The following is a 13,293-nucleotide window of genomic DNA, read 5'->3' as shown; positions in this document are numbered from 1 at the left end:
CAAGGGCATCAGCATGCCAAGCCATTGGCGCATCGCAATAAGGATTGTTGGCAATCGCCTGCCGCAGTGCGGTAAGCACCTCAAACACCCCTGCGAAAAATGCTGCGGCGCGGCAGAATGTCGCTCTTTGGCCTTCCCATGGCCAATGGTGGTCGCTATACCCCCAACGGTCTGACGGCGGTGCGATGCCGTCCCTTTTGGAAGTGATCTTTATGCACGTGCGGCCAATTTGCGGCCGGGCCCCTCAGCGGCATATCCGGCAAGGTTGACGTTATGCCGAAATTGACCGTCGACGGGATCGAAGTGGAGGTGCCCAATGGCGCCACGGTGTTGCAGGCCTGCGAAGCGGCCGGCGCCGAAATCCCGCGTTTCTGCTATCACGAGCGCCTGTCCATTGCCGGCAACTGCCGCATGTGCCTGGTGGACATGGAAAAATCGCCCAAGCCGGTGGCCAGCTGCGCCATGCCGGCCGCCGATGGCCAGGTGATTCACACCCGCACCGAAAAGGTGAAGAAGGCCCGCGAAGGGGTGATGGAGTTCCTGCTCATCAACCACCCGCTCGATTGCCCGATCTGCGATCAGGGCGGCGAGTGCGATCTGCAGGATCAGTCCCTTACCTACGGCAAGGGCGCCAGCCGCTATGACGAGAACAAGCGGGCGGTCACCGAGAAATACATGGGCCCACTCATCAAGACGGTGATGACGCGCTGCATCCATTGCACCCGCTGCGTGCGCTTTGCCGAGGAAGTGGCCGGCGTCGAGGAAATCGGCGCCATCGGCCGGGGTGAATCGATGCAGATCACGTCGTATCTGGAAAAGGCCGTCACCTCCGAAGTGTCGGGCAATGTGATCGATCTGTGCCCGGTCGGTGCGCTCACTTCCAAGCCCTATGCCTTCCAGGCGCGGCCGTGGGAGCTGAAGAAAACCGATTCGATCGACGTGATGGATGCCATCGGCAGCAACATCGTTGTCGGCAGCCGCGGCGCCGCCGTGCTGCGGGTGACGCCGCGCCTGAACGACGACGTCAACGAGGAATGGCTGGGCGACAAGAGCCGCTTTGCCGTTGATGGCCTGTCCGAACGCCGGCTCGACACGCCGTGGGTGCGCGTTGGCGGCAAGTTGCAGAAGGCGACATGGGCGGAAGCCTTTGCCGCCATCGCCGCCGGCCTCAATGGGCTGAAGGGTGACGAAATCGCCGGCATCGTTGGCGATCTGAACGCCGTGGAAGACATGGTGGCCCTGCGCGATCTGCTTGGGCAGCTGGGCTCCACCCGCATCGAAAGCCGCCAGGATGGTGCGCTGTTCGATACGGCCGAACCGGCGAACTGGCTGTTCAATACGGGCCTGGCCGGCATCGAGACGGCCGACGCGATCCTGCTTGTCGGAACCAACCCCCGTCTGGAAGCCGCGCTGCTCAATGTGCGGCTGCGCAAGGCCGTGAAGAAGGGCGGCGCCAAGGCGTTCAATATCGGCCCGGTTGCGGATCTGAGTTTCCCGATCACCCAGCTTGGCGACGATGCCGCGCTGCTTGGCAATCTGCCGGCCGACGTTGTTGCCGCTTTTGCCGCTGCCCAGCGCCCGGCGATCATCGTCGGCATGGGCGCGCTGAAAACACCTGGCCTCTATGCCGCCGCCCGCGCCGCTGCCGCACAACTGGGTGTGGTGAAAGATGGCTGGAACGGCTTCAACCTCGTCCACACCGCGGCCGCCCGCGCTGGCGCGCTGCGGCTGGGCCTGGCTGTCGAAGGCGGCGTCAACGCCCTGCTCGGTGATACCGGTGTGAAGGCGCTGTTCTTGGTTGGCGCCGATGAAGTCAACGTGATGTCCGGACGCTTCACCGTCTATATCGGCACGCATGGCGATCACGGCGTGCGCCATGCCGATGTGATCCTGCCGGCTGCTGCCTACACCGAAAAGCCCGGCACCTATGTGAACATGGAAGGCCGCGTGCAGCGTGCACTGAAAGCCACACAGCCGCCCGGTGACGCCCGCGAAGATTGGACGATCCTGCGCGCCCTGTCCTCCGTCCTGGGCCAGAAACTGCCCTATGACGATCTGTCGGCCCTGCGCCGCCGAATCGCCGCCGATTGGCCGGATCTGGCTCGCGACGGCCTGATCGCCCGTGTGGGCACCCTGCCAGCCGTGAACGCCGCCCCGGTGCAGGGCGCGCTGCATCTGGCCTACAGCAACTACCACCTCACCAACCCGGTGGCCCGCGCCAGTGCCACCATGGCCGCCTGTGTCTCCTCGCTCATCGTTGTGCAGGAGGCCGCCGAATGACCTACACTGGCTGGTTCATCGAACAGTTCGGGCAGGGCCTTGGCTGGTTCCTCGCCAATCTGACGCTCATCCTCGCCATCGCCTTTCCGGTGATGGTTGGCGTGGCGCTGGCGGTTTATGCCGATCGCAAGATCTGGGCAGCGATGCAGATGCGGCGCGGCCCCAACGTGGTCGGCCCGTTCGGTCTGCTTCAAACCTTTGCGGACGCCGCCAAATTGTTCCTGAAGGAAACCATCATCCCCACCGGCGCATCGACCGGCGTGTTCCTGCTCGCCCCGATGATCAGCTTCACGCTGGCGCTGGTGGTGTGGGCGGTGATGCCGTTCGATGCCGGGCTGGTACTGGCCGATTTGAACGTCGGCCTGCTCTATGTCTTCGCCGTCTCCTCGATGGGCGTTTACGGCATCATCATGTCGGGCTGGGCCTCCAACTCCAAATATGCCTTTTTGGGTGGCCTGCGTTCGGCAGCGCAGATGGTCAGCTACGAAGTCTCGATGGGCTTCATCCTCGTCGCGGTCATGATGTACGCGCAGAGCCTCAACCTGTCGGACATCGTGATGAGCCAGAAGGGCAATGTGCTGGGCATATTGAATGGCAACATCTTCAACCCGCTGCTGTTCCCGATGGGCATCATGTTCTTCATCACCGCGCTGGCCGAAACCAACCGCCCTCCGTTCGATCTGCCCGAAGCCGAAGCCGAGCTCGTTGCCGGCTATCAGGTGGAGTATTCGTCGATGAGCTTCGCGCTCTTCTTCCTCGGCGAATATGCCAACATCCTCTTCATGTGCGCGCTGATTCCCACCCTGTTCTTAGGGGGTTGGCTGCCGCCGCTGGATTGGGCGCCGCTTTACCTCATCCCCGGCTTCGTCTGGTTCCTGGTGAAGATGGCCTTCATGTTCTTCGTCTTCGCCTGGGTGAAGGCCACCGTGCCGCGCTACCGCTATGACCAACTGATGCGGCTGGGCTGGAAGGTGTTCCTGCCGCTGTCCTTGTTCTGGGTGATCGTGGTGTCGGGCTGGCTGATGTTCACCGGCCATTTTGCCACCGCGCCGGGAGCCCTTTGATGTTTGCGCTGCTCCGTTCCGCCAAGTCGCTGCTGCTGCTGGAGTTCGTCTCCGGCATGTGGCTCACCTTGCGCTATTTCTTCCGCCCGAAGGTGACGATCAACTACCCGTTCGAAAAAGGCCCCATCTCGCCGCGCTTCCGCGGTGAACATGCGCTGCGCCGCTATCCCAACGGGGAAGAGCGCTGCATCGCCTGCAAATTGTGTGAAGCCGTCTGCCCGGCCCAGGCCATCACCATCGAAGCCGAACCGCGCATCGACGGCAGCCGCCGCACCACCCGGTACGATATCGACATGACCAAGTGCATCTATTGCGGCCTGTGCCAGGAAGCCTGCCCGGTGGATGCCATCGTCGAAACGCCGAACTTCGAATTCGCCACCGAAACCCGCGAAGAGCTGATCTACGACAAGGGCAAATTGCTCGCCAACGGCGAGAAGTGGGAACGCGCAATCGCCAGCAACATCGCTGCAGACAGCGAGTGGCGCTGATGGCTGCGTTTGCCTTCTATCTGTTCGCCGGCCTGCTGCTCACCAGCGGCCTGATGGTGATCACCGCGCGGAACCCGGTGCACAGCGTGCTCTGGCTGATCCTCGCTTTCTTCAACGCTGCCGGCCTGTTCATCCTGCTCGGCGCCGAGTTTCTGGCGATGCTGCTGGTCATCGTCTATGTCGGCGCCGTCGCCGTGCTGTTCCTGTTCGTCGTCATGATGCTCGATATTGATTTCAAGGCGTTGCAGCGCGGCGCCCTGAAGAATCTGCCGCTGGGCCTCGCGATTTCCGGCATCATTCTCACCGAGGTGCTGCTGGTCGCCACCGGCTGGCAGCCGGGGCAGGGCGTCATCCTGCATGAAGCGCTCGCTGGCCCGCCAGAAGGCATGACCAACACGCAGTGGATCGGCAGCCAGCTTTATACCCGTTATTTCTTCGTCTTCTCCATGTCCGGGCTGTTGCTGCTCGCGTCGATGATCGGCGCCATCGTGCTCACCCACCGCCGCCGCATCGGCACCAGGAAACAGGATATCGCCGTGCAGAACGCGCGCACGCCGGCCGGCACGCTCGGCGTTGGCAAGGCTGGCCTTGGCCAAGGGGTCGAACTGTGATCGGCCTCACCCATTATCTCGCCGTTTCGGCCGCGCTGTTCGTGATGGGCGTGTTCGGCATCTTTTTGAACCGCCGCAACATCATCATCATCCTGATGGCGCTGGAACTGATCCTGCTTGCCGTGAACATCAACCTCGTCGCCTTCTCGGCCTTCCTGCACCAGGTGCACGGCCAGATCTTCGCGATGTTCGTGCTCACCGTGGCGGCGGGCGAAGCCGCGATCGGCCTTGCCATATTGGTCATCTATTTCCGCGGCCGCGGTACGGTGGCGGTTGATCAAGCCGATCTGATGAAGGGCTGACGATGATCACCATCCTCGTCTTCCTGCCTTTGCTCACTGCGCTTGTCGCCGGTCTGGGCGGGCGTATCATCGGCCACACCGCGGCCAAGGCACTCACCACTGGGGGGCTCTTTTTCTCGGCCGCGCTGGCCTGGGTGATCTTCACCGGTTTCTGGCTGAACGATACCGCCGGTTACACCGTGCCGGTGCTCGACTGGATCGAAAGCGGCGGGCTCAGCGTGCATTGGGGGCTGAAGGTCGATACGCTCACCGCGGTCATGCTGGTCGTCGTCACCAGCGTCTCGGCGCTCGTTCACCTTTATAGCTGGGGCTACATGGAGGAAGACCCGTCGCAAAGCCGGTTCTTCGCCTATCTCTCGCTCTTTACCTTCGCCATGCTGATGCTGGTGACGGCTGATAACCTCGTCCAGATGTTCTTCGGCTGGGAAGGGGTGGGCCTCGCCTCCTATCTGCTCATCGGTTTCTGGTATCACAAGCCCTCGGCCAACGCGGCCGCCATCAAGGCCTTCGTGGTCAACCGTGTCGGCGATTTCGGCTTCAGCCTTGGCATCTTCGGCACCTTCATGGTGTTCGGCACCGTCTCCATCGACGCCATCCTTGCCGCCGTGCCGCAGCACAGCGGCCAGACGTTCAGCTTCCTCGGCAGCCAAGTCGACGTGATGACCTGCCTGTGCCTGCTGCTGTTCGTGGGCGCCATGGGCAAGTCCGCCCAGTTGGGCCTGCACACCTGGCTGCCCGACGCCATGGAAGGCCCCACGCCGGTTTCCGCGCTGATCCACGCCGCCACCATGGTGACCGCTGGCGTGTTCATGGTCTGCCGCCTGTCCCCGATGTTCGAAGCCAGCCCCACCGCGCAGGCCGTTGTTTGCGTGATCGGTGCCTGCACGGCGCTGTTCGCGGCGACCGTGGGCATGGTGCAGAACGACATCAAGCGGGTGATCGCCTATTCGACCTGCTCGCAGCTCGGCTACATGTTTTTCGCCGCCGGCAGCGGTGCCTATGGCGCGGCCATGTTCCACCTGTTCACCCACGCCTTCTTCAAGGCGCTGCTGTTCCTGGGTGCCGGTTCGGTGATCCATGCCATGCACCACGAGCAGGACATGCGCTTCTATGGCGGCCTGCGGAAGCATATCCCCATCACCTTCTGGATGATGACGATCGGCACGCTGGCGCTCACCGGCTTCTTCTTCACCGCCGGCTATTATTCCAAGGACGCGATCCTGGAAGCCGCCTTTGCCAGCGGTACCAGCCACGGCATGTTTGCCTTCTTCGTTGGCGCGTTCGTGGCGGCGCTGACCAGCTTCTATTCGTGGCGGCTGGTGTTCCTCACCTTCTTCGGCAAACCGCGCTGGGCCGCATCCGAGCATATCCAGCACGCCGCGCACGGTGATCACGGCCACGGCCATGACGATCATCATGCCCACGCGCACGATCACGCCCATGATGACGGCACCGCTGGTTATCACCCGCACGAAAGCCCGCTTTCGATGCTGATCCCGCTGTTCGTGCTCGGCACCGGCGCTCTGCTGGCCGGCTGGGTGTGGCATGAGAGCTTCGTTGGTGCCGAAGAAGGCGCCGGTTTCTGGCGCGGCAGCCTCGCTTTCCGCGAGCATCTGATGCACGCCATGCACGAAGTGCCGGCCTGGGTGGTCTACACGCCGTCGGTGGCCTTCTTCCTTGGCCTCGGTCTTGCCTGGCATGTGTTCCTCAACAAGCCGTCGATCCCGATCTGGTGGCAGAAAGAAGTGCCCGGTCTCTACCAGTTCCTGCTGCGGAAATGGTATTTCGATGAGCTGTACGACGCGATCTTCGTGAAGCCGGCGCTGTGGCTTGGCCGCCTGTTCTGGACGCGCGGTGATCAACAGACCATCGACCGCTTCGGCCCCAATGGCGCTGCCGACATGGTGGTGATGGGTGCCGGCCTCGCCCGACGCTTCCAGACGGGTTACGTCTATAGTTACGCACTGGTGATGCTGGTCGGCTTGGCCGCCGCTGCCGCCTGGATGATGCGCTGATGATCCTGAGTTTCATGATCCTGCTGCCGGTGGTGGCAGCCTTGGTGGTGGCAACGCTGCCCGGTGGCGATGAAGAACGCGCCGGCCGCGCCCGTGTCGTGGCCCTCGTCACCACACTTGTGGAATTCGGCCTCGGCATCTGGCTGTGGACACAGTTCGATCAGACGACATCGGCCTTCCAGTTCACAGAAAACCTGCCGCTGTTTGCGCCGTTCCTCAATTGGTCACTCGGCATCGATGGCATCGCGCTGATGCTGATCGAGCTTTCGGTGTTCCTGATGCCGCTGTGCGTTCTGGCCAGTTGGGTCGCGGTGAAGAAGCGCGTGCCGGAATATATGGCGGCGTTCCTGCTGATGGAATCGCTGATGATCGGGACGTTCGCGGCGCGCGACATGTTCCTGTTCTACCTGTTCTTCGAAGGCGGCCTGATCCCGATGTTCCTGATCATCGGCATCTGGGGCGGCGCCCGGCGCATCTATGCCAGCTACAAATTCTTCCTCTATACGTTGCTCGGTTCGGTGCTGATGCTGGTCGCCATGCTGTGGATGGTGAATTTCGCCGGCACCGCCGACATTGGCGAACTCAGCCGCACCGATTTCCCCAAGGAAGCGCAGTTCTGGCTGTTCCTCGCCTTCTTCGCCTCGTTCGCGGTGAAGATGCCGATGTGGCCCGTGCACACCTGGCTGCCCGATGCCCACGTCGAAGCACCCACGGCCGGCTCCGTCATTCTTGCCGGCGTGCTGCTGAAGCTCGGGGGCTATGGCTTCATCCGGTTCAGCCTGCCGATGTTCCCCGATGCCAGCGCGCAGCTGATCTGGCTGGTGTTCGGCTTGTCGATGGTGGCGGTGGTTTACACCTCGCTGGTCGCGCTGGTGCAGCAGGACATGAAGAAGCTGATCGCCTATTCGTCCGTCGCCCACATGGCGTTTGTCACCGGCGGCCTGTTCGCGCTCAACACCCAGGGCATCGAAGGCGCCATGGTGATGATGCTGTCGCACGGCCTGGTTTCCGGCGCGTTGTTCCTGTGCGTCGGCGTGATCTACGACCGGCTCCACACCCGCGAGATCGGCCGCTATGGCGGCCTTGCCGATACCATGCCCAAATATGCGCTGGTGCTGCTGTTCTTCACCATGGCCAGCGTCGGCCTGCCGGCCACGTCGGGTTTCGTTGCGGAATTCCTCGTGCTGCTGGGCATGTACCAAACCAGCACCTGGGCGACCTTCGTGCTCACCACCGGCATCATTCTGGGTGCGGCTTACATGCTGTGGCTCTATGCTCGCGTCGCCTATGGCAAGGCCGCCGGTGACGACACGCGCGCCATGCCGGATCTGTCGCCACGCGAAATCGCCATCCTGGTGCCGATCATCCTCGCGACGCTGTGGATGGGCATTTATCCCAAAAGCTTCCAGGCCCCGATGAAGCCGGCCATTGCCGAAGTCGTCGCGCGTCTGGAGGGCCGTGAACTCGCCACCGTGCCGACCGACATGACATTGTCGCCGGCGCTGTCTGCGATTGCGGCCCCGGCGCACGCCGCAGAGAGCCACCACTGATGCACCCGATCTTCACCTCCATCGCCATCGCCGGCCCGGAAACCGTGCTCACGCTCGGCAGCCTTGCCGCGCTGATGCTCGGCACCTTCTCGGCCAAGGGCAAGGCCCTCACCGTCACCAGCCTGTTCGCGGTCGCCATCCTCGCGTTGGCCGGTTTCACGTTGCTTGATGCGCCCGCCGGGATGACCCGCGCGTTCGATGGCCTCTATGTCGCCGATGATTTCTCGGCCTTCCTGAAGGTCATCATCCTTGCGGCGTCTGCGGCCTCGGTGCTGCTGGCGCTGCCGTGGCTGAACGAGAGCGGATCGGGCCGCTTCGAATATCCGGTGCTGCTGCTGCTGGCGACGCTGGGCATGACGATCATGGTTTCGGCCAATGATCTGCTTACCCTCTATGTCGGTCTCGAACTCGCCGCGCTGCCCTCCTACGTGCTGGCGGCTTTCCATCGGCAGGATGACCGTTCTGCGGAGGCCGGCCTCAAATATTTCGTGCTGGGCGCGCTCGCCTCGGGCATCCTGCTCTACGGCGTCACGCTGATTTACGGCTTCTCCGGCTCCACCCAGCTCGACGTGATTGCCGGCGTCGTTTCCGGCCAGACTGAACGCTCCATCGGCCTGCTGTTTGGCATCGTCTTCATTCTGGCCGGTCTGGCCTTCAAGGTCTCCGCCGTGCCGTTCCACATGTGGACGCCCGACGTGTATGAAGGCGCGCCAACCCCCGTGGCCGCCTTCTTCTCCGCCGCGCCCAAGGCTGCCGCGCTGGGTTTGCTGGCGCGGGTGATGATCGTCGCCTTCCCGGGTAACATCGCCGCCGATTGGCAGCAGATCCTGATCTTCATCGCCATCGCCTCGATGGTGCTGGGTGCCGTCGCCGCCGTCGCGCAAACCAACATCAAGCGCCTGCTGGCTTATTCGTCGATCGCCAACATCGGTTTCGCGCTTGTCGGCCTCACGCCCGGAACCCCGGCCGGTATTTCGGCGCTGCTCTTCTATGTCACCGTCTATGTCGCGATGACGCTGGGCAGCTTCCTGGTCGTGCTGCAACTGCGCCGCCCCGATGGCAGCCCGGTCGAAAGCATGGCCGATTTCGCCGGCCTGTCGAAAACCCAGCCGAAACTCGCCGCTGCGCTCGCCATCTTCATGTTCAGCCTCGCCGGCATCCCGCCGCTGCTCGGCTTCTGGCCCAAGTTCGCGGTGTTCCAGGCCGCCATTGCCTCCGGCCTGATCGCTTTGGCGCTGATCGGCTTCGTCGCTTCGGTGATCGCCGCCTTCTATTATCTGCGCCTCATCAAGATCATGTATTTCGATGAGCCCGTCGTGTCGCTGGCCACGGAAGGCAGCGCGGTCAACGGCGCCATGATCGCGGCGTGCGCGCTGTTCTGCTCGCCCATCGGCATGCTGGCCATCTCGCCGCTGGTCGCCGCCACCGCCCGCGCCGCTGCGGCACTCTTCCCGGCTTGAGCAGCGTCACCCACCTCACCGAGGTCGGTTCCACCAACGACTGGCTGCTGGCCCGCGCCGAAGCGCTACCCGATGGCCATTGGGTGATCACCGATCGCCAGACCGCCGGCCGTGGCCGCCGCGGCCGGGTGTGGAACGATGGCGCCGGAAACTTCATGGGCAGCGTGCTGGTGAAGGCCGATGGCCCGGTTCAGCAACTCAGCTTCGTCGCCGCGCTGGCCCTGCACGATGCGCTGGCCGCGCTCACCGGCCAGCCGGCGCGCTTCACCCTGAAATGGCCGAACGACGTGCTGCTGGACGGCACCAAATGCTCCGGCATCCTGCTCGAACGGCAGGGGGAGGCGCTGGTGATCGGCATGGGCGTCAATCTCGTCTATCACCCCGATGCCACCGAACGGCCCGCCACCAGCCTCGCCGCCGCCGGCCTTCCCGTGCCCACGCCGGCGGCGCTGCTCGACGAACTGGCCGCCGCCTTCGCCCATTGGCGCCACATCTGGGCGCGCGACAGCTTCGCCCCCATCCGCACCGCCTGGCTGAGGCGCGCTTCAGGCGTCGGCAGCCGCATCGTCGCCCGGCTCGGCAGCGAAAGCCCGGAAGGCCTGTTCACCGGCCTTGCCGACGATGGCGCGCTATTGATGCAGCTTGACGATGGCACCACGCGTGCCATCCACGCCGGTGAAGTCTTCGCGTTGTGAACCGGGAGAGGCCCGATGCTGCTCGCCATTGATGTCGGCAATACCAACATCGTCTTCGCGTTGTGCGATGGCAATGTCATCGCCCAACGTTGGCGCATCTCCACCGATGGCCAGCGCACGGCGGATGAATATGCCGTGTGGCTGCACCAGCTGATGGCGCTGGAAGGCGTCGCCATGGGCAGTGTCGATGCCGCCATCATCTCCACCGTGGTGCCGCAGACCCTGTTCAATCTGCAGCGCCTGTGCCGCAAATATTTCAGCGTCGAACCCGAGGTCGTCGCCATTGGCGCCATCAACCTGGGGCTGACCATCGCCTTGCCCAACCCGGCCGAAGTCGGCGCCGATCGCCTCGTCAACGCCGTCGCTGCCCATGCACTGTGGCCGGGCAATCTGATCATCGTCGATTTCGGCACCGCAACCACCTTCGATGTGGTATCAGCCAATGGTGCCTATCAGGGTGGCGCCATCGCGCCGGGAATCAACCTGTCGATGGACGCGCTCTACCAGGCCGCCGCCAAGCTGCCGCGTATCGCCGTCGAACCACCACCGGGCAACCAGGGCGCCATTGGCAAGGGCACCGTTCATGCCATGCAGTCAGGCGTGTTCTGGGGCTATGTCGGCCTGATCGAAGGGCTGGTGACACGCCTGAGCCAAGAGATCGTCGGCCCGGTCACCGTGATCGCCACGGGCGGTCTTGCCACCTTGTTCCAACGCCACACCACTGCCATAGCCCATGTCGACGGCGACCTGACCATCAAGGGTCTCATCCGCCTCCACCAATTGAACGCAAAGAACCCAACATAATGACCCCTGGTGACGAGTTGATTTTCCTGCCCCTGGGCGGCTCCGGCGAGATTGGCATGAACGTCAACCTCTATGGCTGCCAGGGCAAATGGGTGATGGTCGATCTCGGCATGACCTTCGGCGATCCGCGTTATCCGGGCATCGATGTGGTGCTGCCCGATCTCGCCTTCATCGAGGAGCGCCGCAAGGATCTGCTCGGCATTGTGCTCACCCACGGCCACGAGGATCATATCGGCGCCATCCCCTATCTCGCCGCCGATCTGAAGGTGCCGCTTTATGCCACCCCGTTCACCGCCGGCCTGATCGCCAAGAAGCTGGAGGAAGAAGGGCTGCAGGACGAGGTGAAGCTCAAGATCATTCCGATGGGCGGCACACTCAAGCTGGGCCCGTTCGGTTTCACCTACGTCGCGCTGGCCCACTCGATCCCGGAAGGCAATGCGCTCATCATCGATACGCCCTATGGCCGCATCTTCCACACGGGCGATTGGAAGCTGGATGATGCGCCGCAGATGGGCACGCCAGCGTCCGCAGCGCAACTCACTGCCATCGGCGACAGCGGCATCCTGGCGCTGATTGGCGACAGCACCAACGTCTTCAACCCCGAAGCCTCCGGCAGCGAAGCCGATGTGCGCGATGGCCTGATGCGCGTCGTCAAGGCGCGCAAATCCGGCCGCGTGCTGGTGACGACCTTTGCCAGCAACGCCGCCCGCCTCGGCACGCTGGGTGCCGTTGCCAAGGCCTGTGGCCGCGAACTTGTGCTCGCCGGCCGCTCGATGGACCGCATCGTCGGCGTCGCCCGCGCCACTGGCTATCTGAAAGACCTGCCCGAACCCATCGATTGGGACACGGCGATGAGCCTGCCGCGCAACAAGGTGCTGATCCTGTGCACCGGCGCGCAGGGCGAACCAATGGCGGCGCTGTCGCGCATTGCCGAAGGCAGCCACCCGAAACTGCGGCTGGAGCCGGGCGATCTCGTCGTCTATTCCTCCAAGCAGATCCCCGGCAACGAACTCAGCATCGGCCGCGTCCAGAACGCGCTGGCCACGCGCGGCATCGACGTCATCACCGAAAAACAGGCCCATGTGCACGTATCCGGCCACCCCGGTCAGCCGGAACTGGAAGCCATGTATGAATGGATCCGGCCCGAAATCGCCATCCCCGTGCACGGCGAACGCCGCCACATGGAAGAACATGCCAAGCTGGCCAAGGAATGCGGCGTGCCGAAAACGATGGTGCCGATCAATGGCAGCGCCATCCGCCTGGCGCCCGATGGGCCGAAACTGCTCTCCCACGAACCGGCCGGGCGGCTGGTGCTGGATGGCGATGTCATCCTGCCGGCCGATGGCGCCACCATCGTCGAACGTCGCCGCATGGCCAATTACGGCCTGATCGCGGTGAGCGTTGTCATCGGCAAGAACGGCCTGCCTGCGGCCACGCCCAAGGTGAGCACGCACGGCGTCCCGGTGGAGGAAGACAAGGACGACTTCCTCGCCGAATGCGCCGAAGCTGCTGAAAAGGCCGCCGCCAAGGGCGATCCGAAACGGCCGGAGCATTATGCCGAAGCCATCCGCGTTGCCGTGCGCCGCGTTGCCCGCGAATGGACCGGCAAGAAACCGGTGACGGATGTGCAGGTGACGCGTCTTTGAAGCCGCAATCCGCCCTGGCCATCTACCTGCTGTTCTGGACGCTCACCCTCTTTGCCGTCCTGCCCTTCGGCGTGCGCACGACCGAAGAAGACGGCAGCGAGCCCGTGCCCGGCCAAGCCAGCTCCGCCCCCAGCAACCCGATGATCGGCAAGAAACTGCTGTGGACGACGCTCATCAGCGGCGTGATCTTCGGCCTGTTCATGGCCAACTATGAGTTTGGCTGGATCGGCGTTGATGACGTGCCTTTCTGGCGCACGCGCGGTCCCTATGCGCCCGTGAAGGCAGGGTAGCCTCCGGCGGGCAGGGTCGCAGACCCTGCACCCGTTCGTTTGAGCGCATCCTGCATCAAAAGCTCCCGTCATGCTGGCGCAGGCCAGC

Annotated in this window: 12 protein-coding genes; all 12 read left to right on the top strand. The window is 63.7% G+C overall.

Translation table 11 applies throughout. The annotated features are described in order from the left end of the window. Positions 1-273: 273 nt before the first annotated feature. Genes nuoG through RT662_RS09600 form a run of 12 tightly spaced genes read left to right on the top strand, consistent with a single transcriptional unit; the run spans position 274 to position 13,205 of the window. Complete coding sequence (nuoG, locus tag RT662_RS09655) at positions 274-2,280, top strand: NADH-quinone oxidoreductase subunit NuoG (protein WP_313670500.1); 2,007 nt, start codon at positions 274-276, stop codon at positions 2,278-2,280. A gap of 17 nt (positions 2,281-2,297) precedes the next feature. Next, complete coding sequence (nuoH, locus tag RT662_RS09650; protein WP_409530155.1) at positions 2,298-3,344, top strand: NADH-quinone oxidoreductase subunit NuoH; 1,047 nt, start codon at positions 2,298-2,300, stop codon at positions 3,342-3,344. Beyond that, positions 3,344-3,832 (top strand): NADH-quinone oxidoreductase subunit NuoI, encoded by a 489-nt coding sequence (nuoI, locus tag RT662_RS09645; protein ID WP_409530154.1) that lies wholly within the window; start codon positions 3,344-3,346, stop codon positions 3,830-3,832. The genes nuoH and nuoI overlap by 1 nt, the downstream gene beginning before the upstream one ends. Next, entirely contained in the window at positions 3,829-4,443 is a 615-nt protein-coding gene (locus RT662_RS09640; RefSeq protein WP_313670518.1) for an NADH-quinone oxidoreductase subunit J, read from the top strand. The genes nuoI and RT662_RS09640 overlap by 4 nt, the downstream gene beginning before the upstream one ends. Beyond that, a complete protein-coding gene (gene nuoK / locus RT662_RS09635) occupies positions 4,440-4,745 on the top strand; it encodes an NADH-quinone oxidoreductase subunit NuoK (protein ID WP_303812184.1) in 306 nt (101 codons plus the stop codon). Before RT662_RS09640 ends, nuoK begins: the two co-directional genes overlap by 4 nt. A gap of 2 nt (positions 4,746-4,747) precedes the next feature. After that, on the top strand, positions 4,748-6,760 hold the full coding sequence (nuoL, locus tag RT662_RS09630) for an NADH-quinone oxidoreductase subunit L (RefSeq protein WP_313670498.1): 2,013 nt from the start codon (positions 4,748-4,750) through the stop codon (positions 6,758-6,760). Beyond that, entirely contained in the window at positions 6,760-8,310 is a 1,551-nt protein-coding gene (locus tag RT662_RS09625) for an NADH-quinone oxidoreductase subunit M (RefSeq protein WP_313670497.1), read from the top strand. Before nuoL ends, RT662_RS09625 begins: the two co-directional genes overlap by 1 nt. Continuing rightward, entirely contained in the window at positions 8,310-9,770 is a 1,461-nt protein-coding gene (nuoN, locus tag RT662_RS09620; RefSeq protein WP_313670496.1) for an NADH-quinone oxidoreductase subunit NuoN, read from the top strand. The genes RT662_RS09625 and nuoN overlap by 1 nt, the downstream gene beginning before the upstream one ends. Next, positions 9,767-10,465, top strand: coding sequence for a biotin--[acetyl-CoA-carboxylase] ligase (locus RT662_RS09615; protein WP_313670495.1), 699 nt, complete (start codon positions 9,767-9,769; stop codon positions 10,463-10,465). Before nuoN ends, RT662_RS09615 begins: the two co-directional genes overlap by 4 nt. Before the next feature lie 15 nt (positions 10,466-10,480). Next, positions 10,481-11,269: a type III pantothenate kinase gene (locus RT662_RS09610; protein ID WP_313670494.1), complete on the top strand. Its 789-nt coding sequence runs from the start codon at positions 10,481-10,483 to the stop codon at positions 11,267-11,269. Beyond that, positions 11,269-12,915: a ribonuclease J gene (locus tag RT662_RS09605; RefSeq protein ID WP_313670493.1), complete on the top strand. Its 1,647-nt coding sequence runs from the start codon at positions 11,269-11,271 to the stop codon at positions 12,913-12,915. Before RT662_RS09610 ends, RT662_RS09605 begins: the two co-directional genes overlap by 1 nt. Next, on the top strand, positions 12,912-13,205 hold the full coding sequence (locus RT662_RS09600) for a DUF1467 family protein (RefSeq protein ID WP_313670492.1): 294 nt from the start codon (positions 12,912-12,914) through the stop codon (positions 13,203-13,205). Before RT662_RS09605 ends, RT662_RS09600 begins: the two co-directional genes overlap by 4 nt. The last annotated feature ends 88 nt before the right edge of the window (positions 13,206-13,293 follow it).

Source organism: Sandarakinorhabdus sp., from assembly GCF_032115815.1.
In the GTDB taxonomy this organism is placed as follows: domain Bacteria; phylum Pseudomonadota; class Alphaproteobacteria; order Sphingomonadales; family Sphingomonadaceae; genus Sandarakinorhabdus.
This window is presented reverse-complemented; position numbering and strand designations above follow the sequence as displayed.